17 protein-coding genes are annotated in these 25650 nt (G+C 66.8%); 12 read left to right on the top strand and 5 right to left on the bottom strand.

Annotation, left to right across the window (positions count from 1 at the left end):
* Positions 1-11 precede the first annotated feature (11 nt).
* From AC3DEZ_RS12000 to AC3DEZ_RS12015, 4 genes are read left to right on the top strand one after another with little or no spacing between them, the layout of a single operon-like run.
* Entirely contained in the window at positions 12-1382 is a 1371-nt protein-coding gene (locus tag AC3DEZ_RS12000; RefSeq protein WP_488388407.1) for an FAD-dependent oxidoreductase, read from the top strand.
* Positions 1379-2818 (top strand): exodeoxyribonuclease I, encoded by a 1440-nt coding sequence (sbcB, locus tag AC3DEZ_RS12005; RefSeq protein WP_488388408.1) that lies wholly within the window; start codon positions 1379-1381, stop codon positions 2816-2818. The genes AC3DEZ_RS12000 and sbcB overlap by 4 nt, the downstream gene beginning before the upstream one ends.
* The gene (locus AC3DEZ_RS12010; RefSeq protein ID WP_447101990.1) at positions 2815-3501 is read left to right on the top strand and encodes a DUF2461 domain-containing protein; all 687 of its coding nucleotides are present in this window, start codon (positions 2815-2817) and stop codon (positions 3499-3501) included. The genes sbcB and AC3DEZ_RS12010 overlap by 4 nt, the downstream gene beginning before the upstream one ends.
* 2 nt (positions 3502-3503) lie before the next feature.
* Positions 3504-4043 (top strand): DUF2939 domain-containing protein, encoded by a 540-nt coding sequence (locus AC3DEZ_RS12015; protein ID WP_488388409.1) that lies wholly within the window; start codon positions 3504-3506, stop codon positions 4041-4043.
* Between the two features lie 93 nt (positions 4044-4136).
* Here the strand turns inward: AC3DEZ_RS12015 and AC3DEZ_RS12020 are convergent, their stop codons facing one another.
* The 5 genes from AC3DEZ_RS12020 to AC3DEZ_RS12040 form a co-directional block, all read right to left on the bottom strand.
* Positions 4137-4865, bottom strand: a complete 729-nt coding sequence (locus AC3DEZ_RS12020) for a spermine/spermidine synthase domain-containing protein (RefSeq protein ID WP_488388410.1) — start codon at positions 4863-4865, stop codon at positions 4137-4139.
* Positions 4862-5779 carry a 5'-nucleotidase gene (locus AC3DEZ_RS12025; protein WP_488388411.1) on the bottom strand — a complete coding sequence of 306 codons (918 nt, stop codon included), beginning with the start codon at positions 5777-5779 and terminating at the stop codon, positions 4862-4864. Before AC3DEZ_RS12025 ends, AC3DEZ_RS12020 begins: the two co-directional genes overlap by 4 nt.
* 62 nt (positions 5780-5841) lie before the next feature.
* A complete protein-coding gene (locus AC3DEZ_RS12030) occupies positions 5842-6336 on the bottom strand; it encodes a hypothetical protein (protein WP_488388412.1) in 495 nt (164 codons plus the stop codon).
* Positions 6337-6463: 127 nt separating this feature from the next.
* Positions 6464-7234 carry an NAD kinase gene (locus AC3DEZ_RS12035; protein ID WP_488388413.1) on the bottom strand — a complete coding sequence of 257 codons (771 nt, stop codon included), beginning with the start codon at positions 7232-7234 and terminating at the stop codon, positions 6464-6466.
* Positions 7235-7439: 205 nt separating this feature from the next.
* Entirely contained in the window at positions 7440-12551 is a 5112-nt protein-coding gene (locus AC3DEZ_RS12040) for an NAD-glutamate dehydrogenase (protein WP_488388414.1), read from the bottom strand.
* Positions 12552-12867: 316 nt separating this feature from the next.
* On the opposite strand from AC3DEZ_RS12040, the gene AC3DEZ_RS12045 reads away from it, so the two are divergent.
* The 8 genes from AC3DEZ_RS12045 to AC3DEZ_RS12080 all read left to right on the top strand — a co-directional run bounded on the left by AC3DEZ_RS12045 (position 12868) and on the right by AC3DEZ_RS12080 (position 25598).
* Complete coding sequence (locus AC3DEZ_RS12045; RefSeq protein ID WP_488388415.1) at positions 12868-13539, top strand: TetR/AcrR family transcriptional regulator; 672 nt, start codon at positions 12868-12870, stop codon at positions 13537-13539.
* A 15-nt stretch (positions 13540-13554) separates the two neighbouring features.
* The gene (locus AC3DEZ_RS12050; protein WP_488388416.1) at positions 13555-14757 is read left to right on the top strand and encodes an efflux RND transporter periplasmic adaptor subunit; all 1203 of its coding nucleotides are present in this window, start codon (positions 13555-13557) and stop codon (positions 14755-14757) included.
* Between the two features lie 12 nt (positions 14758-14769).
* Positions 14770-17934, top strand: coding sequence for a multidrug efflux RND transporter permease subunit (locus tag AC3DEZ_RS12055; protein WP_488388417.1), 3165 nt, complete (start codon positions 14770-14772; stop codon positions 17932-17934).
* Positions 17935-18242: 308 nt separating this feature from the next.
* A complete protein-coding gene (locus AC3DEZ_RS12060; protein ID WP_488388418.1) occupies positions 18243-19379 on the top strand; it encodes an efflux RND transporter periplasmic adaptor subunit in 1137 nt (378 codons plus the stop codon).
* 12 nt (positions 19380-19391) lie between these two features.
* Positions 19392-22562 (top strand): efflux RND transporter permease subunit, encoded by a 3171-nt coding sequence (locus AC3DEZ_RS12065; protein WP_488388419.1) that lies wholly within the window; start codon positions 19392-19394, stop codon positions 22560-22562.
* A 162-nt stretch (positions 22563-22724) separates the two neighbouring features.
* Complete coding sequence (locus tag AC3DEZ_RS12070) at positions 22725-23576, top strand: hypothetical protein (protein ID WP_488388420.1); 852 nt, start codon at positions 22725-22727, stop codon at positions 23574-23576.
* Positions 23577-23871: 295 nt separating this feature from the next.
* Entirely contained in the window at positions 23872-24711 is an 840-nt protein-coding gene (locus tag AC3DEZ_RS12075) for a T6SS immunity protein Tli4 family protein (RefSeq protein ID WP_488388421.1), read from the top strand.
* A gap of 176 nt (positions 24712-24887) precedes the next feature.
* Complete coding sequence (locus AC3DEZ_RS12080) at positions 24888-25598, top strand: alanyl-tRNA editing protein (protein WP_488388422.1); 711 nt, start codon at positions 24888-24890, stop codon at positions 25596-25598.
* Positions 25599-25650 lie beyond the last annotated feature (52 nt).

Consider the following 25650-nt stretch of genomic DNA (forward strand, 5'->3'; position numbering starts at 1 on the left):
CGGAGCAACCTGTGAGCACACCCAACGACCGTTCCCTCACCATCATCGGCGCCGGCCTGGCCGGGGCCCTGCTGGCCACCCTGCTGGCCCGCAAGGGTTGGCGGGTGGACGTGTACGAAAAGCGCGGCGACCCGCGCCTCAAGGGCTACGCCGGCGGGCGGTCGATCAACCTGGCGCTGGCCGAACGCGGCCGGCATGCGCTGCGCCAGGCCGACGCCGACGAGGCGGTGATGAAGCAGGCGGTGATGATGCGCGGGCGCATGGTCCACCCGCGCGAGGGCCAGCCGCAGTTGCAGCGCTACGGCCGTGACGACTCGGAGGTGATCTGGTCGGTGCATCGCGGCGACCTCAACATCACCCTGCTCGACCTGGCCGAACAGGCCGGCGCCTCGCTGCATTTCCATCGCCAGCTGGACACGGTCGATTTCCAGGATCGCGTCGCCACGTTCATCGATGAACGCGACGGCGGCCGGCACCCGATCGATTTCGTGTCGCTGGTCGGCGCCGACGGCGCCGGTTCGTCGCTGCGCGCGGCGATGCGGCTGCGCACCGACCTTGGTGAGCGGACCGACTTCCTCGATCATTCGTACAAGGAACTGGAAATCCCGCCGACCGCCGATGGCGGCTTCCAGATCGAAGCCAACGCCCTGCACATCTGGCCCCGAGGCCACTACATGTGCATCGCCCTGCCCAACGACGAAAAGACCTTCACCGTCACCCTGTTCCTGCCCAACCATGGTGATCCCGGCTTCGATACCGTGCACACGCCGGCCCAGGCCCGCGCGCTGTTCGAGCGCGACTTCCCGGACGCGATCCCGCTGATTCCACATCTGGAGGAAGACTGGCATCGCAATCCGGTCGGCCTGCTCGCCACGCTGTATCTGGACCGTTGGCACATCGATGAACGCGCCGTGCTGCTGGGGGATGCGGCCCACGCGATGGTGCCGTTCCACGGCCAGGGCATGAACTGCGCATTCGAGGACTGCGTGGCGCTGGCCGAGCAACTGGAGCGGCACGAGGATCGCGCCGAAGCCTTCGCCGCCTTCGAGCGCGAACGCCAGCCCGATGCGCGCGCGATCCAGGAAATGGCGCTGGAAAACTACGTCGAGATGCGCGACAAGGTCGACGACCAGGCCTTCCTGCTCCAGCGCGAGCTGGAGCGCGCGCTGCAGGAGCGGCATCCGGGCCGGTTCGTGCCGCACTACACCATGGTCACCTTCATGCGCATTCCCTACCGGGTCGCGCTGGAGCGCAGCATCGTGCAGCGCGACCTGCTGGTCGAAGCCACCCGTGGCCGCGAACGGCTGGATCAGCTCGACTGGGCGCAGGTCGATGCCGAGGTGCTGCGCCGGCTGCCGCCGCTGGAGGCGGACGCGCGGTGAGCGCCAGCTTCCTGTTCTACGATCTGGAAACCTTCGGCGCGGATCCGCGCCGCACCCGGATCGCCCAGTTCGCGGCCCAGCGCACCGACGCGGAACTGAATCCGATCGAGGAACCGATCAGCTTCTTCGTCCAGCCCGCCGACGACCTGCTGCCCTCGCCAACCGCCACCCTGATCACCGGCATCGCGCCACAGCAGGCCTGGCGGGACGGCGTCAACGAAGCGGCCGCTTTCGCCCGCATCGCCGAGGAAATGTCGCGCCCGCAGACCTGCACGCTGGGCTACAACTCGCTGCGCTTCGACGACGAGTTCGTCCGCCACGGCCTGTTCCGCAACTTCCATGATCCCTACGAACGCGAATGGCGCAACGGCAATTCGCGCTGGGATCTGCTGGATGTCATGCGGCTGACCCATGCGCTGCGGCCGGACGGGATCACCTGGCCGCAGCGCGAGGACGGCGTCGCCTCGTTCCGGCTGGAGCATCTGGCCCTGGCCAACGACGTGCGCCAGGGCGACGCCCACGAAGCGTTGTCGGACGTGCGCGCCACCATCGGCATGGCCCGGCGGATGCGCGAGGCTCAACCGCGGCTGTGGGAGTACGCACTGAAGCTGCGCGACAAACGCTTCGCCGCCAGCCTGCTGGACACCGTTGCGATGACGCCGGTGCTGCACATCTCCCAGCGCTACCCGGCCAGCCGGATGTGCGCGGCGCTGGTGCTGCCGCTGGCCCGTCATCCCCAATATGACAACCGCATCATCGTGTTCGATCTGGACGCCGATCCGGAACCGCTGCTGCACCTGGCTCCGGAAGCCATCGCCGATCGCCTGTATACGCCGGCGGCCGACCTGCCGCCGGGTGAGTCGCGGATCCCGTTGAAGGAAATCCACCTGAACAAGGCGCCGGTGCTGGTCGCGCTGGCGCATCTGCGCGACGCCGACTTCGAACGGCTGCGCATCGACCCGCTGATCGCCGAAGCCAACTCCACCCGAGTACGCGCGGCCGGACCCGCATTGGCCGAGAAGGTCCGTCGCGTGTTCGCCGGCGAGCGCGAGTTCGCCGTGCCCGACGCGGATGCGTCGTTGTATGGAGGCTTCCTGGGGGACGGCGACCGCCGCCGGTTCCCGGAACTGCGCGCCACCCCGCCCGAACAACTGGGCCAGCATGATTTCGGCTTCCGCGACCCTCGCCTGCCGGAACTGCTGTTCCGCTACCGCGCACGCAACTGGCCAGGCACCTTGACCGCCGACGAACGCCTGCGCTGGGACGATTACCGCCGCCGGCGCCTGATCGGCGACAGTGGATTGTCGGAGTACGGCTTCGAGGGTTTCCACGCCGAAATCGCCGTGCTGCGCGCGGCCCCCACCACCGACGGCCCCAGGCAGGCCCTGCTCGATCAGTTGCAGGCCTGGGGCCGGGATCTGGAGCAGAGTCTGTGAGCAGTTATTTTTCCGACGCCAGTTTCAAGTTTCTGCGCGGACTGGCGCGGCACAACGACAAGACCTGGTTCGCCGCGAACAAGGCGAAGTACGAGGAACACGTCAAGGAACCATTCCTGCGCCTGCTGACCGATCTGCAGCCGGATCTGGCGCAGATCAGCGAACACTTCCGCTCGGATCCGAAAACGGTCGGCGGCTCGCTGTTCCGCATCTACCGCGATGCCCGCTTCTCCACCGACAAGTCGCCCTACAAGCCCTGGCAGGGCGCGCGCCTGTACCACGAGCGGCGCAAGCAGGTCGCGGCGCCTTCGTTCTACATCCACCTGCAGCCCGGCGAATGCTTCGTCGGCGCCGGTCTCTGGCATCCGGAACCGGACACCCAGCGCCGGGTCCGGCAGTTCATCTTCGACAATCCCGGCAGTTGGAAGGCGGCCGCGCATGCGCCGAAATTCCGCCGGCGTTTCGAGTTCGAGGAAAGCGAGATGCTGACGCGGCCGCCGCGCGGCTTCCCGGCCGATTTCGAGTTCATCGACGATCTGAAGCACAAGAACTTCGTGTTCTGGCGCTCGCTGGAGGACAGCGTGATGACCGGGCCGAAGCTGCGCCAGGTGGTGGCCGCCGATCTGGCCGTCCTGGCGCCGTTCGTCGACTACCTGTGCGCGGCCCTGGACCTGGAGTTCTAGCCATGAAGAAGTGGATCGCCCTGGTTGTCCTGCTGCTCGCCGGCTTCGTCGGCTACCTCGCCGCCGGCCCCTATCTGGCGATCCACGGCATCCGCCAGGCGTTGGCCGAACAGGACACCGCCAGGCTGGAACGCCACGTGGACTTTCCCGCTCTGCGGGTCAATCTGCGCGCGCAGGTGGAGGATCAGCTGGCCCGTCGCGCCGGTCCCGAATTCCAGTCCAGCCTGCTCGGCTCGTTCGCGCTTTCGGTCGCCAACAACCTGATCGGCAGCGGCGTCGACACGATGGTGACGCCACTGGGCATCGGCGCGATCCTGCAGGGCCGCTCGATGTGGAAGAAGGCGGTCGGCGATACCGTCGGCGGCGATACCCACGCGCCGGCGGTGCCCGCGGATCCACTGAAGAACGCCGAGCACCACTTCGAATCGCTGTCGCGCTTCACCGCGACCATCCACGACGAGAACGGCCGCCCGGTGGTCTGCGTGTTCACCCGCCAGGGACTGCGCTGGCGCCTGACCGACATCCGCCTGCCGCTGGACTGACGTCCCGCAGGGCGGGGCCCGCGCCGCTTTCACGGCTGCCGGGGATGTCCGAGTGCTCATGCCGCCCCAGTCGGGCAAGGTCGGCTTTACGGGTCAGCGCTCGCGCGGCCGCCAATCCTGGCGCGCGCGTGCCAGGCGCAGGAATCGCGCGGCCAGTTGCCAGCGTGCGGCGCGCGGCAGGCGCATCAGGGCTTCGCGCGGATCGGCCGGCTCGCCGCCGGGCTGCCAGGCGAAGGCGATCCGGTTGCCCATCCGGGGTTCCTCCAGCGCCAATGCGCGGCCGTCGAAGGCGCGACGCAAACGCACCAGGTGGCGCCGCGCATCGGTGGCGTACAGATTGATCGCCATCGCCCCGCCCTCGGCCAGCGCCTCGCGGCAATCGTGGTAGAAGGCCTGGGTCGATACCGCCGGGGAAATGCCTTCGGGCTCGTACGCATCCACCAGCAACAGGTCGTAGGCGCCGCGCCGCTGCCGCAGCATCGCGGCGCCATCGCCAAGGCGGGCCTGGAAGCGAGCGCCGTTGGCGGGAATGCGGAAGGTCTCGCGCAGACCCAGCACGCCTGCATGGCTTTCGAACGCCTCGATGTCGGCGTCCGGCAGATGCCGGTGGCAGAACTTGGCCTGCGAGCCTCCGCCCAGGCCGATGATGCCAATCCGGCGGGGCTGCGGTCGCAACAGCAACACCGCCAACATGGTGCGCGTATATCCGACCTGGAGTACGTCCGGCCACCAGGTCAGCATCCGGCTCTGGGTCACGTCACGGGTGAACTGGAGCGTGGTGTACCACCAGCCGCGATGAACCCGGGGCGCGCCGTCCTTCACGGCGCGGGATCGTTGGCGACCCCGTGGGGGACGTGGCCGGCAGCGACATGCGGACGCGCGCTGTCGATGTTGTGCTGCGAGTCGTCGAAGAAGATGTCGGCGCCGAACGCATCCAGGAACGGCCCCTTGTGGCGTCCGCCCAGGAACAGCGCCTCGTCCAGGCGCACGCCCCACTCGCGCAGTGTGCGGATGACCCGTTCGTGGGCCGGCGCCGATCGGGCGGTGACCAGCGCGGTGCGGATCGGCGAGTGCTCGCCGGCCGGAAACACCTGCTGCAACTGGTGCAGCGCCGACAGGAAGCCCTTGAACGGCCCGCCCGACAGCGGCGCGCGCGCGTTCTCGCGCTCGTGCCGGCCGAAAGCCTCCACGCCCTGTTCGCGCGAAATGCGCTCGCTCTCGTCGCCGAAGATCACCGCGTCGCCGTCGAAGGCGATCCGCAGTTGCCCGTCGTGGCGCTGCTGGTGGGCCTGCGCCGGCAGGATGGTGGCCGCGGCGATGCCGTGCTCCAGCGAGCGCCGGACCGAATCCGGGTTCGCGGACAGGAACAGGTCGGCGCCGAACGGCCGGATGTAGGGCCAGGTCGGCTCGCCGGACGTGAACACCGCGCGCACGATGCCCAGATCGTGATGCTGGATGGAATTGAAGATGCGCAGACCGGTATCGGCGGAGTTGCGCGACAGCAGGATGACTTCCACCCGCGGCGTGTCGGCGGACGCGCCGGCGTTGAGCGCCAGCAGCTTGCGCACCACCGGAAACGCGACGCCGGGCGCGAGTACATCGTCCTCGTGCTTGCGCTGGTAGTCGCTGTAGGCGTCAACGCCCTGCCGCTCGAACAGCGTGTGGCTGTCCTCGAGATCGAACAGGGCGCGCGAGGTCACCGCGACGGTCAACAGGCGGGGGGTGTTGTCGGCCATGCGCACAGTATCCGCCATATCCGCCATCACCGGGCCGTTTCGCGGCCCACGGCTTCGCCGCATCAGTCCTCGGTCGAATCCACGCTGAAACGCGCGGCTGGACCGCGCCGGTAGTCGCGGGTGACCGCCCGCACCTCGACTTCGATCCGCAGCGGCTTCTGCTGCCCCGGCGCATCATCGGGCCACAGGAACAGCAACTCGGCCCGGCGGCTGTCGCTGATCACCCGCACCGGTTCCGCCGGGAACAGCGCATACGGCGAATCGGCGGAGACGACCCGGAACTCGAAACCGATGTCTTCCAGCTTGTAGTCGCCACGCGGCCACTCCAGGCGCACCCCCAGCAGGCCCGAACCATCGCACGTGCCGGGTGCTCCGCCCAATCCGCGGGTTATCTCGGTGACCTTCAATTCGGGCGCGCGCAGGCTGTCTTCCGACGCATCCGAGGGCGTGGCCCCGGCCTGCAATTCGAACGGCGTCATGTGCGTGTTCAGACCACACGCTTCCACCGCCTGCGCGGGCAACAGCGCGCACAGTCCCCACAACCACCAGCGTTTCATCCCCTGACTCCTGTTCGGCATCGGACTACCCGCCCCGCACTCCTCCCGGTGCCGGACGGCCCTGACGTTGCTTGCTGCATGACGGCGTCCCCACGCCGCTTTCCCGCATCCGCCTTACAGCACGGCCTTACACCACGAACTGTTCGCTGAGGATACGTTCCTCCAGATTGTGTTCCGGGTCAAACAACAACGTCACGGTCCGGTCCTGCGATTCGCGAATGGTCACTTCCACCACATCGCGGACTTCGTGCGAGTCGGCGGTGGCGCTGACCGGTCGCTTGTACGGATCCAGTACCCGGAACCGGACCTCGGTGTTCGCCCGCAGGATCGCCCCGCGCCAGCGCCGCGGCCGGAACGGCGCGATCGGGGTCAGCGCGATCGTGCTGGAGCCCAGCGGCAGGATCGGGCCGTGCGCGGAGAAGTTGTAGGCGGTGCTGCCGGCCGGCGTGGCCGTCAGCACGCCGTCGCAGATCAGCTCGTCCAGCCGGGTCTGCCCGTTCAGGTCGATGCGGATATGCGCGGCCTGGCGGGTCTGGCGCAGCAGCGAGACCTCGTTGTAGGCCAGGGAACCGGTGCTGGCGCCGGATTCGGTCAGCGCCAGCATTTCCAGCGGACGCAGCTTGGCCGGCTCGGCCTGGGCGATCCGGTCGAGCAGATCGTCGCTGCGATACTGGTTCATCAGGAACCCGACCGTTCCCAGCTTCATGCCGAACACCGGTTTGCCCAGGCTGCCGTGCCGATGCAGGGTCTGCAACATGAAACCGTCGCCCCCCAGCGCGCACAGCACGTCGGCTTCGTGGGGATCGTGGCTGCCATGCAGGGCGGTCAGTTCGACCAGCGCCTGCTGCGCTTCGGCAGCCGGACTGGCGAGAAAGGCGATGCGGGGTGTCTGGCTCATCCCGGGTTCCTGGTGACTTGCCGGAGAGGATAACGGCAGAACGCCCGGATGGGATGACCGAAGCCGGCACGTCCCCCGTTCCGGGGCGGGGAAGCCGCCACGCGCGCGTGGCATGCCGCGGTCAAACCATCCGGCATCTTTCCGAAAACAAAAAGCGACAGGCCGGGTTTCCCCGGCCTGTCGTTGTCCTCACCTGCGATGTCGCTCAGCCCTGCGCGGCCAATTGGCCCAGTCGCTGCACCGCGACCGAGGCGGTCGGGTAGTCCAGCGTCTTCTGCGCGGCCAGCTCGTTGAGCATGGTCAGGGTGAACCGCAGGCCCGCATCACCGCGCTGCAGCCAGGCCTGGACCTTGGCGTCGGCATTGCCGCCCGGCATCGACAGCACCTGCGCGGTCAGGGTGCGCTGGTGGTTGGTCAGCTCGTCACGCAGCACGCCACGCGCCACCGCATGCCAGCGGCCATCCACCTTCAGGGCGTCGACCTGATCCACCAGCCAGGGCAGGTGAAGCGCTTCGCCCAGGCGATAGTGGACCTTCGACACCTCGACCGGCTTGAGCTTGCGGGCGCGCGCCAGTTCGATGATGTCGCAGGACGGCTCCAGATAGGGCAGCGCCGCCAGCTGGCCGGCCAACGCGACCGGCAGGCCCTTGTCCTTCCAGGTCTGCAGGCTGGCGTTGTACGCCGGGCGCAGCGAGTCCGGCAGCACGCCGTCGGCGGCCCGGATTTCGTTGAAGCCGTCGTAGTAGCGCTCCACCGCGGTCGCGATCGCCGGGATCGGTCCCTGCCGGGTCAGCAGCCAGCGGGTGAAGGTGCGCTGCACCGACCAGATCACCTGCAGCGCATCGATCTGCACCGACTCCGGCACCTTGCCGTCGAGCGCGTCGATCTGGTTCCACAGTTCGCGGGCGTCCAGGGTCTCGCGGGTGATGGTGAAGGCCTTGGCGACCTCCGCCGGGCTGCGGCCGGTGTCTTCCTGCATGCGCAGCAGGAAGGTCGCACCCATCCGGTTGATGGTGGTGTTGGTCACCGCGGTGGCGATGATTTCACGCTTCAGGCGGTGCTTCTCCATGTCCGCGGCGTACTTCTTCTGCAACGGCTTGGGGAAGTAGCGCTGCAGTTCCTTGGACAGGTACGGATCTTCCGGGATGTCGGAATCCAGCAACTGCTGGAACGCCACCAGCTTGGAGTACGACAGCAGCACCGCCAGCTCCGGCCGGGTCATGCCCTGCCCGCGCGCCTTGCGCTCGGACAGTTCCGCATCCGACGGGAGGTATTCGATCTGGCGGTCCAGCAGCCCCTGAGATTCCAGGGTCTGGATGAAGTGCTGCTTGGAACCCAGGCGCGCGGCGCTCATCCGCTCCATCAGGCTGAGCGCCTGGTTCTGCCGGTAGTTGTCCCACAGCACCAGCTGCGCGACTTCGTCGGTCATGTCCGCCAGCAGCTTGTTGCGGGCGTCCATGCGCAACTTCTTCTCCTGCACCACGCCGTTGAGCAGGATCTTGATGTTGACCTCGTGGTCGGAGGTGTCCACGCCGGCGGAGTTGTCGATGAAGTCGGTGTTGAGCAGGGTGCCGTGCTGGGCGGCCTCGATGCGGCCCAGCTGGGTCAGGCCCAGGTTGCCGCCCTCGCCCACCACCTTGCAGCGCAGATCGCGGCCGTCCACGCGCAGGCCGTTGTTGGCGCGGTCGCCGACATCGGCGTTGGTCTCGCTGCTGGCCTTGACGTAGGTGCCGATGCCGCCGTTCCACAACAGATCAACCGGCGACTTCAGGATCGCGCTCATCAGTTCGTTCGGTGACAGCGACTTCACGCCATCGGCCAGGCCCAGCACCTCGCGCACCTGCGGGGTGATCTCGATCGACTTGGCGGAACGCGGGTGCACGCCGCCGCCCTTGGAGATCAGCTTGGTGTCGTAGTCGGCCCAACTGGAACGCGGCAGCTTGAACAGGCGCTGGCGCTCCTGGAAGCTGCGCGCCGCTTCCGGCGACGGATCCAGGAAGATGTGGCGGTGGTCGAACGCCGCCACCAGGCGGATGTGCGGTGACAGCAGCATGCCGTTGCCGAACACATCGCCGGACATGTCGCCGATGCCCACGCAGGTGAAGTCCTGGGTCTGCGAATCGCGGCCCAGCGCGCGGAAATGGCGCTTGACCGATTCCCAGGCGCCACGCGCGGTGATGCCCATGCCCTTGTGGTCGTAACCGACCGAACCGCCGGAGGCGAACGCATCGCCCAGCCAGAAGTTATGGGCGATGGCCAGGCCGTTGGCGATGTCGGAGAAGGTCGCCGTGCCCTTGTCGGCGGCGACCACCAGGTACGGATCATCCAGATCGTGGCGGACCACGTTCACCGGCGGGATGATCTTGCCGCCGACGATGTTGTCGGTGATGTCCAGCAGGCCCTGGATGAACATCTTGTAGCAGGCAATGCCTTCGGCCAGCACCGCGTCGCGATCGCCTCCCACCGGCGGACGCTTGACGAAGAAACCGCCCTTGGCGCCGACCGGCACGATGACGGTGTTCTTCACCATCTGCGCCTTGACCAGGCCCAGCACCTCGGTACGGAAGTCCTCGCGGCGATCCGACCAGCGCAGGCCGCCACGGGCGACCGGGCCGAAACGCAGGTGCACGCCTTCCACGCGCGGGCCATACACGAAGATTTCCCGATATGGACGCGGCTTGGGCAGATCCGGCACCTTGGCCGAATCGAACTTGAAGGCGATCGTGTGCGCCGGCTGACCATCCGCGCCCACCTGGTAGTAACTGGTGCGCAGGGTCGCCTCGATGGCGCCGATGAAGCCGCGCAGGATGCGATCCTCGTCCAGGCTGGACACGCGATCCATCAGCTTCAGCAACGCCTTGTGGGTCGCCTCGACCTGCTCCTCGCGCTTGCCGCCGCGGGCGGCGAGCACCGGCTGCAGCGCCGACAGCGTGGCCTCGTCACCCTGCGCCAGCGCTCCCAGTTGGGCGGCGAAGCGATCCTGGCCGGCCTTGATGTCGGCCTTGCTCTCGCGGCCCACCGCCGGATCGAAGCGCGCCTCGAACAGCTCGACCAGCAGGCGCGCCAGCAGCGGATAGCGGTTGAGCGTCTCTTCGACATAACTCTGCGAGAACGGCACGCCGGTCTGCAGCAGGTACTTGCAGTAGCCGCGCAGCATCGCGATCTGGCGCCACGCCAGGCTCGCGCCCAGCACCAGCCGGTTGAAGCCGTCGTTCTCGGCGTCGCCGTGCCAGACCCGGGCGAAGGCTTCCTCGAACTGGGTGTGCAGGCGGTCGATGTCGATCGCGCCGCCCACGGCTTCCACCTCGAACTCCTGGATGTAGACCGGTTCGGCGGCCTCCAGGCGGAACGGGTGTTCGGAGATGACCCGCAGGCCCATGTTCTCCATCAGCGGCAGCGCGTCGGAGAGCGGGATGTCGGTCTGCTGGCGATACAGGTTCAGGCGCAGCTGGCCTTCGCCGGCGCGCGCGCGGCGCGAGCGGTGCAGGCTCAGGCGCAGGGCGTCCGGACCGTCGAGCGCGGCCAGGTTCTCGACGTCGCTGGCGGCGAACTCGGGCGACACCACTTCGATGTAGCCCGCCGGCAGCGAACGACCGAAGCGGCTCATCAGCTTCAGGCCTTCGGCTTCGCCGTGGCGCGCGATCAGCTTCTCGCGCAGGTCATCCTGCCAGTTGCGCAGCAGGTGGGCGATGTCGGCTTCCAGCGCGGCGGTGTCGACATCGATGTGCTCGCCGGCCTTGGGACGGATGGTGAGGTGAAGCTGCGCCAGCGGCGACTCGCCCAACTGGACGTTCGTATCGACGTACTCGCCGTGCAGGGCCTGCTTCAGCAACGCCTCGATGCGCAGGCGCACGTCGGTGTTGAAGCGATCGCGCGGGATGTACACCAGCGCCGAGAAGAAACGGCCATAACGATCGCGACGCAGGAACAGCTTGCTGCGCACGCGTTCCTGCAGGCCCAGGATGCCCATCGCGGTGCGATTGAGCTCCTCCTCGCTGGACTGGAACAGTTCCTCGCGCGGCAGGGTTTCCAGGATGTGGCGCAGAGCCTTGCCGCTGTGGCTGCTCGGCGACAGGCCGGAGTTGCGCATCACGAAGTCGTGGCGCTCGCGCACCAGCGGGATTTCCCACGGGCGGCGGTTGTAGGCGCTGGAGGTGTACAGGCCGATGAAGCGCTGTTCGGCGATCGGCGTGCCCTTGGCATCGAACTCCAGCACGCCGATGTAGTCCATGTTGCCCGGACGGTGCACGTTCGAACGGCGATTGGTCTTGGTCAGGATCAGCGCGTCGACCGAGCCGGACTGCGGCATGTAATGCGCAGCCAGGGTCTTGACGTTGCGCGGGGTCGAGGCGTCGTCGCCGCGCAGCAGGCCCAGCCCGCTGTCTTCCACCGCGCGCAGGGTGCCGTCGCCGTCGCCCTTCTCCACCCGGTATTCGCGATAGCCGAAGAAGGTGAAATGATCATTGGCCGCCCAGCGCAGGAATTCCTGCGCCTCGTGCCGGCCGGCATCGCTGATCGGCAGGCGGCGGGTGGCCAGGTCGTCGGCCAGCGAAAGCATCTTCTCGCGCATCACGCCCCAGTCGCGGACGATGGCGCGCACTTCTTCCAGCACGTGGCGGATGCGCTGCTCGATGCGCGGCATGTCGCCGGCCTGCTGGCGATCGATTTCCAGCACCATCAGCGATTCCGGCTTGCCCTCGCCCACCGCGGTCGCCTTGCCGGCCTTGTCGCGGGTGAAGCGCACCAGCGGATGGCCGAGGACATGCACGCCCACGCCCATCTCGGCCAGCGCCATGCTGACCGAGTCGACCAGGAAAGGCATATCGTCGTTGACGATCTGCAGCATCGTGTGCGGCGCTTCCCAGCCATTGGCCTTGGCCGTCGCGTTGAACACGCGCACGTTGGCGGTGCCGGGCTTGCGCGCGCGCGCGAAATCCAGCATGTCGGCGGCGATGGCCGCCCAAATGTCCGGGCCGTGATGCGGATACTCGTCATCGGCCATGCGCTTGTAGAACGCTTCGGCGAAAGCCTGCGCCTCGGCCTGGCGCCCGCCCGGCACGCGCTTGCGGATCGCGGCGTAGATCGGTTCGAGCGAGAACACCGCCGGGGTGGTCTTGCTGGTCTTGCTGGTCCTGGTACTGCTGCTGGCCGCGGCCTTGCCCGCTGCCCCCGCGGCCTTGGCCGCGCCGGTCTCCGGTCGGGCAGCCACCTTCTTGGTCGGGGTCTTCTTCGGCGTCACCGCCTTGGCGGACTTGGCCGCGGCCGGTTTGGGCTTCTGTTTCTTCGGGGCTTTTCTGGAGCTGCGCACAGCGTTCATGCAGATGGAGACTCTACGATTGGTAGTCGAATGGTTATTGTATCCCCCGTCGCCATGACAAAACTTGTTGCGCGGCGTCATAAGACGGGCTTGCAAAGTACGGGACGAACGACTAGGCGATTCACCTCATCGCGATCCTTTCCGCGGGTTTCACGCGGTCCGCGATCCGCGCCCGCGCCGCCCATGCGTCGGCCAATGGACAGGGCCATAGGCGAGCCATTGCGGCCCCGAGCATGAACGCTCCCCGCTGCCCACGTTTCCCACCGATTCGAAAGGCTGTTCAAATTCTGAACTGGACGGTATAGTCCAGCGCCTTATGTCGTCCGTTCTCCCCTCCTTCGCCGCGGTCCAGCGTCGACAGCGCGTGCATGCGGCTGTCCGCGAGCTGCTTGCGGAACAGGGATTCCGCATCAGCATGGACGCGGTCGCGGCCAGGGCGGGCTGCTCCAAGCAGACCCTGTACGCGCAGTTCGGCAGCAAGCAAGCGCTGCTGCGCAGCATGATCGACGAGCACCTGGACCTGACCACGGTGCGCCTGGAAGCCGATCCCGGCACCGGCAACGACGCCCGCGGAACCCTGCTCGCCTTCGCCATGGAGCATCTGGCCCACCTGTGCGATCCTTCGGTGGTCGCAACCAGCCAGTTGCTCACCGCGGAGGCCCACCAGTTTCCCGAAGAAGCGAAAGCGCTGTACCGGGACGGTTGCGAGCGGCTGACGGAACGGCTTGCCCGCTGGCTCGCCTCGGCCATGGAACGCGGCCTGCTGAAGCAGGATGACCCGCACCTGGCGGCCGAGCTGTTGCTGAGCATGATTACCGGCCTTGATTTCGAACGGCAGCGTTTCGCCGTACCGCATCGACGCAGCCTCGCGGCCCGCCGCCGCTGGGCCGAGTTCGCGGTCGACGGGTTTCTCCGCGCCTTCCCGCCCGCCATCGGCATGGCGGCGGCGGATATCCCGTTCCAAAACCCCCAAGAATTCCAAATCTGACACGGAGCTCCACCGATGATCGCCCCCGTCCGTTCCGTCGCCCTGTGCTGTGCCATCACATTGGCACTGGCTGCCTGCAGCAAGAACCAGGAACAGCCGCAGATGCCGCCACCCGAAGTCGGCGTGGTCAAGGCCAACCCGCAGACCGTGCCACTGGAGCGTGACCTGGTCGGCCGCCTGTCGCCGGTCCGCAGTTCCGACGTGCGCGCCCGTGTGTCCGGCGTGTTGCTCAAGCGCGTGTACCAGGAAGGCACCGACGTGAAGGAAGGCCAGGTGCTGTTCCAGATCGATCCGGCCCCGCTGCGCGCTTCGCTGAGTGGCGCCCAGGCCAACCTGGCCTCGGCCCAGGCCACCTACGCCAACGCCAAGACCGCCGCCGATCGCGCCCGCCAGCTGGCGCCGCAGAAGTTCGTGTCCCGGTCCGACCTGGACAACGCCGAGGCCGCCGAACGCAGCGCCGCCGCCGCGGTCCAGCAGATGCGCGCCAACGTCGAGACCGCCCGCATCAATCTGGGCTACGCCAGCGTCACCGCGCCGATTTCAGGCCGCGCCGGCAAACAGCAGGTGACCGAGGGCGCGCTGGTCGGCCAGGGTGAAGCCACCCTGCTGACCACCGTCGACCAGCTCGATCCGCTCTACGTCAACTTCTCGATCAGCGCCGCCGAGCTGGAAGCCCTGCGCTCGGCCCAGAGTGGCGGCAACGTGCAGTTGTCCGACACCGGCACCGCCAAGGTCCAGGTCAAGCTGTCCGATGGCAGCCTGTACGACCAGCCGGGCACGCTGGACTTCTCCGGCGTGGTGGTCGATCCCGCCACCGGCAGCGTTTCGCTGCGCGCCACCCTGCCCAACCCGGATCGCAAGCTGCTTCCGGGCGCGTTCGTCACCCTGCGCGCCACCCTCGGCCAGCAGAACAACGCCTTCCTGATTCCCCAGGGCGCGATCCAGCGCGACACCCAGGGCGCCTATGCCATGGTCGTCGGCCAGGACGGCAAGGTCGTGCGCAAGCTGGTCGATGCAGGCCAGGCCGTCGGTGCCAACTGGCTGATCACCAGCGGGCTGGCCGCCGGCGATCAGGTCGTCGTGGACGGACTGCAGAAGGTTCGCGAAGGCGCTCCCGCCAAGCCCGTGCCGGCCGGCGCCAAACCGGCCCAGCCGGGTGCCGCAGCGGGCCAGAAGCCCGCGGCCGAAGGCGCCAAGCCGGAAGGCAAGGCCGAATAAGGATCCGCCCCCATGCCCAAGTTTTTCATCAACCATCCGGTCTTCGCCTGGGTCGTGTCGATCCTGATCTCGCTCGCCGGCGTGATCTCGATCCTCAACCTGGGTGTCGAGTCCTATCCCTCCATCGCCCCGCCGCAGGTGACGGTCAGCGCGTCCTACCCGGGCGCCAGCGCCGAGACCACCGAGCGTTCGGTCACCCAGGTCATCGAACAGCAGCTCACCGGCATCGACAACCTGCTGTATTTCAGCTCCACGTCGAGCTCCTCGGGCCGCGCCTCGGTCACCCTGACCTTCCAGACCGGCACCGACGCCGACATCGCCCAGGTCCAGGTGCAGAACAAGGTCGCGCTGGCGACCCCGCGCCTGCCCTCCGAGGTGACCGCGCAGGGCGTGGTGGTGGCCAAGGCCAACGCCGGCTTCCTGATGGTGGTCGGCCTGCAGTCGGACAACCCGGCGGTCGATCGCAATCACCTCAACGACATCCTGGCCTCGCGCGTGCTCGACCAGGTCTCGCGCATCCCCGGCGTCGGCAGCACCCAGCACTTCGGTTCCGAGTACGCCATGAACCTGTGGCTGGATCCGGGCAAGCTGCAGGGCTACAACCTGTCCTCCAGCGAGGTGCTGGCCGCGGTCAAGGGCCAGAACGTGCAGTTCGCCGCCGGTTCGGTCGGTTCCGATCCGGCGCCGGAGGGCCAGGCGTTCACCGCGACCGTGTCGGCCGAGGGCCGGTTCACATCGCCCGAACAGTTCGAGAACATCATCCTGCGCGCCAACAGCGACGGTTCCACCGTGCGCCTGAAGGATGTGGCGCGAGTGGAATTCGGCGCCCAGAACTACGGATTCGACACCCAGTACAACGGCAAGCCGGTCGGCGCCTTCGCCATCCAGCTGCTGCCGGGCGCCAACGCACTGAACGTGGCCGAGGCCGTGCGCACCAAGATGGACGAGCTGCAGCCCAGCTTCCCGCAGGGCGTGTCCTGGTTCTCGCCGTATGACACCACCACCTTCGTGACCATCTCGATCGAGGAAGTCGTCAAGACCCTGTTCGAGGCGATCCTGCTGGTGTTCCTGGTGATGCTGATCTTCCTGCAGAACTTCCGCGCCACCATCATCCCGACCCTGGTCATTCCGGTCGCCCTGCTGGGTACCTTCTGGGGCCTGAGCGTCATCGGCTTCACCATCAACCAGCTCACCATGTTCGCGCTGGTGCTGGCGATCGGCATCGTGGTCGACGACGCCATCGTGGTGATCGAGAACGTCGAACGCATCATGGCGGAAGAGAAGCTGCCGCCGCGCGAGGCCACCATCAAGGCGATGGACCAGATCACCGGCGCGGTCATCGCGATCACGGTGGTGCTGGCGGCGGTGTTCATCCCGTCCGCGCTGCAGGGCGGCGCCTCGGGCGAGATCTACAAGCAGTTCGCGCTGACCATCGCGATCTCGATGGCGTTCTCGGCGTTCCTCGCGCTGGGTTTCACCCCCGCGCTGTGCGCCAGCTTCCTCAAGCAGCACGAACACGACAGCCACGAGAAGAAGAACATCATCTTCCGCCTGTTCGAGAAGTACTACGCCAAGGTCGAGAAGACCTACGTCGGCCACATCGGCGCCGCGATCCGCCATACCCCGCGCTGGATGGTGGTGTTCGCACTGCTGACGGTGCTGTGCGGCTTCCTGTTCACCCGCATCCCGAGCAGCTTCCTGCCGGAGGAAGATCAGGGCTACGCGCTGGCGATCGTGCAGTTGCCCCCGGGCAACACCATGAGCAAGACCAACGAGGTCTTCACCCAGATCCGCGGCACCCTCAGCAAGATGGAAGGCTTCGAGGGAATGATGCAGGTGGCCGGTTTCAGCTTCCTGGGCCAGGGCGAGAACGTCGGCATGGCGTTCATCAAACTCAAGCCATGGGACGAGCGCGACGTCGTGGTCACCGACTTCATCCAGCAGGCCAACGGCATGCTGTACGGCATCAAGGGCGCGCAGATCTTCGTGGTCAACCTGCCGACCGTGCAGGGCCTGGGCCAGTTCGGCGGCTTCGACATGTGGCTGCAGGATCGCAGCGGCGCCGGCGAGGCCGCGCTGCTGGCCGCCCGCAACACCCTGCTCGGCAAGGCGGGACAGGACAAGACCCTGGTCGGCGTCCGTCCGAACACCCTGGAAAACGCTCCGCAGCTGCAGCTCAACGTGGATCGCGTGCAGGCCCAGGCCATGGGCCTGTCGGTCGGCGACATCTACACCTCGATCCAGCTGATGCTGGCGCCGGTGTATGTCAACGACTTCTTCTACCAGGGCCGCATCAAGCGGGTGAACATGCGTGCCGATGCTCCGTACCGCACCGGTGCCGAGTCGCTCGGTCGCATCTACACGCCCAGCAGCCTGCAGACCGACGCCAGCGGCGGCCGCGCGATGATTCCGCTGTCGACGGTGGTCCACTCGGAAATGGGATCGGTGCCGCCTTCGCTGTCGCGCTACAACGGCTATTCGGCGGTGAACATCAACGGCGCCGCCGCGCCGGGCAGTTCCTCCGGCCAGGCGATGACCACGATGGAAAACATCGTGACCAACGATCTGCCGCAGGGTTTCGGTTATGACTGGAGCGGCATGTCGTACCAGGAAATCCTGGCCGGCAACAGCGCCACCCTGCTGATGGTCCTGTCGATCGTGGTCGTGTTCCTGTGCCTCGCGGCGTTGTACGAAAGCTGGTCGATCCCGGTGGCGGTGCTGCTGGTCGTGCCGCTGGGCGCCCTGGGCGCGCTGGCCTTCACCATGATGCGTGGCCTGTCCAACGACATCTTCTTCAAGATTGGCCTGATCACCATCATCGGCCTGGCCGCGAAGAACGCCATCCTGATCGTCGAGTTCGCGGTCATGGAGCGCAAGCAGGGCAAGACCCTGCGGGATGCGGTGATCACCGCCGCCCACCTGCGCTTCCGCCCGATCCTGATGACCTCGTTCGCGTTCATCATGGGCGTGCTGCCGATGGCGATCTCGTCCGGCGCCGGTGCCAACGCCCGTCACGCCATCGGCACCGGCGTGATCGGCGGCATGCTGGCGGCGACGTTCCTGGGCCTGCTGCTGATCCCGGTGTTCTTCGTCGCGGTGCGGCGCGTGCTCGGTGACAAGATGGACGAGCCCTCACGCGAATACCTGGAGGCGCACAACGCCCCCACCTCGCGCTGACGCCACAGGCGAGCAAAGCCCATCGGAACACATGGACACCCCGGCCTGGCCGGGGTGTCCTGTTTCCGGGCGTCGTTCAATGCGTACACGGCGTGATGAATTTTGTAATGGTCATTATTCAAAGCGCGGGAAGTGACTTCCTTCCCTTCCGGCCCCGCGTCTCATCCCGTGATAATCGCGCGATCCAAGATGTCGATCCGGGCCCCGCCCGTTCGTCGTCTTCCTGAATCCCCCCACCACCGATGCCCGCCATGACACGGAATGCCACTGCACGGAAACCCCCTTCCACCCTTCTTCGCATGGTGCTGATGTTGATCGCCGTCGCGCTGATCTTCGGCGGCGTGTTCCTAGCCAAGGCGATATTCGGCAAAGGGATGAACGACTTCTTCGACAACATGCCGCAGCCGGCCTCCACCGTGACCGACTGGACCTCCAAGCAGGAACGCTGGATCGACGCCCAGCAGGCGGTCGGCACGTTCGTCGCCATCCAGGGCACCGATGTGACCACCGAGGCCGGTGGCGTGGTGCGCGAGCTGTCCATCGACGTCGGCCAGCCGGTCAAGGCCGGCGCGGTGCTGGCGCGGCTGAACACGGCCAATGAACTGGCCGTGCTGCGCTCGCTGGAAGCCTCGGCCAAGCTGGCCGCGGTCCAGCGCGACCGCTGGCAGGCGCTGGCCCGCGACAAGCTGGTCTCGCAGGCCGACGCCGAGGAGCGCAGCACCCAGGCCGCCACCGCGCAGGCCCAGGTCGAGGCGCAGCGCGCCCTGATCGCCCAGAAGACCATCACCGCGCCCTTCAGCGGCGTGCTGGGCATACGCAAGGTCAGCCTTGGCCAGTACCTGAGCCCGGGCGACGCAATCGTCACCCTGCAGACGCTGGATCCGATCTACCTCGACTTCACCCTGCCCGAGCAGCGTGTCGGCCAGGTGGCCCGCGGCAGCCGGATCCGCGCCACCGTGGACGCCCTGCCCGGCCAGGTGTTCGAGGGCGAGGTCACCGCGGTGGAGCCGCTGGTCGACGCGGCCACCCGCAACTTCAAGGTCCAGGCCACCCTGGCCAATCCCGATAGTGCATTGCGCCCGGGCACCTTCGCGCATGTCGGCTTCGATACCGGCAGCGCCCAGAACGTGGTGGTCGTGCCGCAGACCGCGGTCAGCTTCAACCCCTACGGCAACGCGGTCTACGTGATCCAGGAAGTCGCACGCGCCAAGGGCGAGACCGACATGCAGGGCAAACCGTTGACCGGCAAGAAGCTCATCGTCAAGCAGCGCTTCGTCAAGACCGGCGCCACCCGTGGCGACCTCATCGCGATCACCGAGGGCCTCAAGGCCGGCGAACGGGTCGCGACCACGGGTCTGCTGAAACTGCGCAACGACGCCGAGGTAGTGGTCAACAACAAGGTCCAGCCGAGCGCGAACGCCGCGCCGGCTCCGGAAAACCGTTGACGGAGCCCGGCGATGAAATTCACCGACATCTTCATCAACAAACCGGTGCTGGCGGTCGTCGTCAGCCTGTTCATCCTGCTGTTCGGGCTGCGTTCGTTCACCGAATTGAACGTGCGCCAGTACCCCGAACTCCGCAACGCGGTCATCAACATCAGCACCACCTACTACGGTGCCGACGCCGACCTGATCCAGGGCTTCATCACCACTCCACTGGAACGCGAGGTCGCCAGCGCCGAGGGCATCGAGTACCTCAGCTCGACCAGTTCGGCCGGCGTGAGCCTGATCCAGGCCTACATCCGTCTGGACCAGGATCCGAATGAAGCGCTGACCCAGATCGCCGCCAAGGTCAACAAGATGCGCGGCCAGTTGCCGCCGGAGTCCGAGGACCCGGTGATCGACCTGCAGCAGGGTCAGCAGATCGCGGCGATGTACGTATCGTTCGCCTCCGAGACCCTGGACAACAATCAGATCACCGACTATCTGACCCGCGTCGTCCAGCCCAAGCTGGTCACCGTCTCGGGCGTGCAGCGCGCCGACATCCTCGGCGCCGGCACCTTCGCCATGCGCGTCTGGCTCAAGCCCGACCGCATGACCGCGCTGCGGGTCACCGCCAGCGACGTCGCCAACGCCCTGCAGAACAACAACGTGCTGTCGGCGGTGGGTTCGACCAAGGGCGAGATGGTCGCGATCGACATGACCGCGCGTACCGACCTGCGCAACGCGGACGAGTTCCGTCGCCTGATCGTGCGCGAGGAGAACGGCGCGATCGTCCGTCTGGGCGATGTCGCCGACGTGGTCCTGGGTTCGGAAAACTACGGCACCTCGGTGCGCATCAACGGCGAAGCGGCGACCTTCATGGGCGTCTTCGTCGCCCCGGACGCCAATTCGCTGGACGTGATCAAGGAAGTACGCAAGCTGTGGGACAGCGAAATCGTGCCGCAGCTGCCGGAAGGCATCAAGGCGACGATTCCCTACGACAGCACCGAATCCATCCAGGACGCCATCGACGAGGTGGTCAGCACGATCGTCGAGGCGGTGATCATCGTGATCGTGGTGATCTTCCTGTTCCTGGGCTCGCTGCGCAGCGTGCTGATTCCGGCGGTGACGGTGCCGCTGTCGCTGGTGGGCGCGCTGTTCCTGATGCTGCTGATGGGCTTCACCATCAACCTGCTGACGCTGCTGGCGATGGTGCTGGCGATCGGCATCGTGGTGGACGATGCCATCATCGTGCTGGAGAACATCCACCGCCACATCGAGGAAGGCATGTCGCCCTACGACGCCTCGATCAAGGGCGCGCGCGAACTGGCCTGGCCGGTGGTCGCGATGACCACCACCCTGGTCGCGGTCTATCTGCCGATCGGTTTCCAGGGCGGCCTGACCGGCGTGCTGTTCACCGAGTTCGCGTTCACCCTGGCCGGTTCGGTGTTGCTGTCGGGCGTGATCGCCCTGACCCTCAGCCCGATGATGTGCGCCAAGATCCTCAAGCCGCACAGCGCCGGCGGCAAGGGCAAGCTGGAGAAGTGGCTGGACGCCCGCTTCGAGAGCCTGCACCGCAGCTACCAGCGCCGTCTGCACGGCACCCTGGAAACCAAGGTGGTGATCGGCATCTTCGGCCTGCTGGTGCTGGCCTCGTGTGCCTTCCTGTACACCTCCGCGCCGCAGGAACCGGCGCCGCTGGAAGATGAAGGTTTCATCTTCTCCATCGCCAGCGCCGATCCCTACTCCACCCTGGACTACGTGGAGCGCTACACCGAGGAGGTGACCACGATTGCCAAGGGCGTGCCCGAGATCCAGGACTACTTCCTGTTCAACGGCGGCTTCGGTGGCAGCGGCGGCGGCGCCAGTCCCAGCGCCATGGCCGGCTTCGTGCTCAAGCCGTGGAGCCAGCGCGAGCGCTCGACCAAGGCGGTGCTGGAGCAGGAACTGCAACCGAAGATGAGCGGCGTCAGCGGTCTGAACGTGTTCGCGATGGTGCCTCCGTCCCTGCCCAGCGCGGGCGGCGACGGCGGTGGCGAGTTCATCATCGGCGGCGTGGGCGAACTGAGCCAGCTCAATGAACTGGCCGACGCCATCCTGCAGAAGGCCATGGCCAGCAAGCGCTTCATCTTCCTGGACAAGGATCTGAAGATCGACAAGCCGCGCATCGAGGTCGAGATCAACCGCGACAAGGCCGCCAGCCTGGGCATCGACATGCGGACGCTCGCGGCCGACATGTCGGCCATGCTGTCGGGCGGTTACACCAACCGCTTCGCCATGCAGAACCGTTCGTACCTGGTGATCCCGCAGGTGCAGCGCAACGACCGGCTCAACGCCAGCGATCTCGAGAACTACTACACCCGTACCCGTGACGGCGAACTGGTGCCGCTGTCGACCATCGTGACGCTCAAGGAAAGCGCGCAACCGCAGTCGCTCAAGCGCTTCCAGCAGCTCAACGCGGTGTCGATCACGTTCGCGCCGCGACCAGGCGTCAGCAAGGGCGACGCACTGGCCATCCTGGACCAGGCCGCCAGGGAAGTGCTGCCTCAGGGGTACTCGGTCGACTACGCCGGCGAATCGCGCCAGTTCAAGCAGGAGGGTTCGGCGATGCTGATGACCCTGGTGCTGGCTCTGATCGTGATCTTCCTGGTGCTGTCGGCGCAGTTCGAGAGCTTCCGCGACGCGTTGATCATGCTGCTGACCGTGCCGATGGCGATCTGCGGCGCATTGCTGACCCTCAACGTGCTGGCGCTGGCCTCGCAAGTCCTGCAGATGATGGGTATCGAAGCGTTCCCCGGGATGAGCATCAACATCTATACCCAGGTGGGCCTGGTGACGCTGGTGGGCGTGATTTCCAAGCACGGCATCCTGATCGTGGAGTTCGCCAACAAGCTGCAGATCGATCGTGGCCTGTCCAAGCGCGAGGCCATCGAGGAAGCGGCCGCCATCCGCCTGCGCCCGGTGCTGATGACCACCGCCGCGCTGGTGTTCGCGATGATCCCGCTGCTGATTGCCACCGGCCCGGGCGCCGCGTCGCGGTTCTCGATGGGCGTGGTGATCGCTTCGGGCATGACCATCGGCACGATGTTCACCCTGTTCGTGCTGCCGGCGTTCTACCTGTACCTGGCTCGCGACCATTCCCGTGAACGCGGTCATGCGCAGGAAGGCCAACCGGCGCTGTCCAACGAACCGGCACCCGGCCACTGAGCCGGAAGTTGCCAAGGCCCGCATGCAAAAGCCCCGGCCAAGCCGGGGCTTTTTTTGTCTCATTCCCAGTCCCCTCGGAAAGCGGTGGCCGTCGGGTGGAAGGAAGAACGGCCCTTCTCCCGATGCCCCCACATGCGATGCATGCCAATTGGGAATCGTCCTATGGAGCGCGTTTTCGCCAGCATGCAGGCTGACGCGCCCTGTCTTCCGGCCTGCCACATGCGCTCCCCGCTTCTGAGAACCCGCGCATCGCGCGCCCACGCGCTTCCCGTTTTCCTGGTCCCGGCCCTGGTCCTGTCCGTGCTCCCGTTCCAGGCGGCGCATGCCCGGATGATCTACGGCGCCGACTCCCGCAACGGCTATGAAGCGTTCTATGCCGAACAGGCCCGGCGCGTGTTCACCTGGCCCGCCTACTCGCAGAGGAATCAAACCGTACGCATGATCTATGTCAGCGAGGAAGAGTACGGGAAGGACAGAATTGAGGATCCGCGGGTCCGGTTCGAGATTCCCCTCGATGGCCAGGCCATGGACATCTGGCTCGCCTACGATCGCATCAGCGTAGGCGACAGGACATTCCGCTACGCCGACGCCATTGCTTTCGAGGGAGAAACGCTGGAACCGGATCATCCCATGTACGCCGTCCTGCATGTCGCCCCTTCCCGGCATGCACACCCGCCGCTGCTCTGCGTGGAGAGTCATCCCGGCGATGACGATGCAGCCGTCGACGCCGACCGGATACCGATCTTCCTGGTCATCGACCCGCTGTCGCCGCAAGCGAGGCTGTACCGGCTACCGGGTCTGTTGTCCTCGTGTTCGGCGATAACCATCACGCCGGACGGCCGGATAGCCTTTCCCGCCAACCGATACGCGAGCGATACCGATGGGCGTCTCGTTGGCGTGCGTTTTCATCGCTACCACCTCGACGGAGACCGTTTCGTTGACAGCGGGCAAAGCGTCTCCGCCACCTTCGTCGTTCCGGATGACGTCTCCCGGTTCAGCCTGGACACGCCCTGAGGCGTCCTCGCCCGCAACGGAACGTCGCTGATTTTGGGAAACATCCTATGGCCGGACAGGGCGCCGGGGACCATGCTGTCCGGATTTTCAACGACGCCGTCACTGCTGCATGAGCAGTGGCCCGCGTCCCGGCACAGACATCACGATGCGTCATCCGTTGTTCCTCCCGCTCCCCGCCATCGGCCTGGCGCTCTTGTCAGCATTCACAGGCCCAGTTCATGCCGCCACTTCCGCTCCACCTGGCGAACCGGACACCCGCGACTGGACGACACACTGTTTCGGCCGGCACCTGGTCATGCTTCCCACCGACGCGCGCGTCACGCGCAGTACCCGGCTTCAGGGGGAGCCCATCGCGCCCGTTGCCGACTCCTTCGTCGAACTGATGGACCGGATCGAACAACGGAGCGTGGAGACCGGCGCGCGGCGTGTCGACCTGGGCGACCGGTCGATCGGCCTGCTGTCACCACAACCACCGGGCGGCACTGGCGAGCGCTGGTTGCAGGCCTACCTGATCGCCCGTCCCACGTGGCGGGTCTTCGACTGGCGACAACCCGTCGGGTCGGAAGGCGAGGCCACGGACCAGGGCGTCGCGGGCATCCTGGCGCACCATCTGCGTTCACGCGAGGCGGGGGAAATACCGGCGGTTCCCGGCTATTGCATCGAGGGCGGCTTCATCGCATCCGATGCGGACATGGCCATGGAAACGCGCGTCGAATTCACTTTGCCTCGCTATCCCGGCATGGCGCTGTCTTTCCGGTCCGGCACCGCCTCCTCCCCGCTCGTCGGTCTCGCCGGCGCCCGCCCATTGCGCAGGGAACGACATGACGTTGGCGCGCTGCACGGAAAAGAACGTTTGCTGGCGGCGGGCGACAAGACGGACCGGAAGTATCTGTTCACATGGACGTCGCGGAACACCGGTCGCGCAAGCGGGACCGTAGCGTTGTGGCTGACGACGGTCCCCCACGGCCACGGGCAGATTCCCGCTGCTCCCGCCGGACCGTTCACGCCGTCATCGGCGGATCGCGACGTACTGGCATTGTGGGACACCATCGTTGGCACCATCCGCCTGCGTGCAGGTGCGGCGGAATCGTCCTCCGCCGCCACCGCGGGGACGAACTCCCGGGCACCTCGATGAACATATGTTTCGTCGGCTCACCTGGTTCGGCGCCGGACGACGCGATGGCGGTCTTCGCTCCGCGTGCGGATTGAAGGGACGGACGGAAGCGAGAACCCGTTCAGATTCCTCCACAAGGTGCCGGGCGCCACACACCTTTCCCCTATCCTCCACAGACACGCTCCGGAAACCCGACGATGCCCTCCACCCACAAGCGATTCGATGACGCGCCCTATCTGGCTCGATGCGAAGCCACTGTTGTCGCGGTCTGCCCCGAAGGCATCGAACTGGACGAGACCGTCTTCTACCCGCGCGGTGGCGGGCAAGCGGGCGACAGCGGCACGTTGACCCTGGCCGATGGCCAGATCCTGGCCGTGATCGACACCGTCTACGCCGACGACCGGCAGCGCATCCTGCACGTGGTGGACCGTGATGCCGCTCCGCGGGTGGGCGATCGCGTGGCAGTCGCCATCGATTGGCCGCGACGCCACCGGTTGATGCGTCTGCACACCTGCCTGCACTTGCTGGGCTCGTTGGTACCCGCCCCGGTCACCGGCTGCAACATTTCACCGGATTCCGCCCGGATAGATTTCGACCTGCCCGAATCCACGCTGGACAAGGACGACCTGACCGAACGGCTGAACGCACTCATCCATGCGCGCACCGATGTGTTCGTCGGCTGCATCACGCCCGATGAACTCGCGGCGCAACCCGATCTGGTGCGCACCCCGGGGGCCGCGCCCCCGGCCGGCACCGCCAGCATCCGCATCATCGAGATCCCCGGCGTGGACCGCCAGCCTTGCGGTGGTACGCATGTGGGCAACACCGGCGAAATCGGCGCCGTCATCGTGACCAGGATCGAGAAGAAGGGCCGCAGCAGTCGCCGGGTGGTCGTCGGCTTCGCCTGAGTTCCACCGACGAAACCAGACAAGAGGGGCCGCTTGCGCGGCCCCTCTGGCA

Source organism: Pseudoxanthomonas sp. 134C1 (assembly GCF_057773065.1).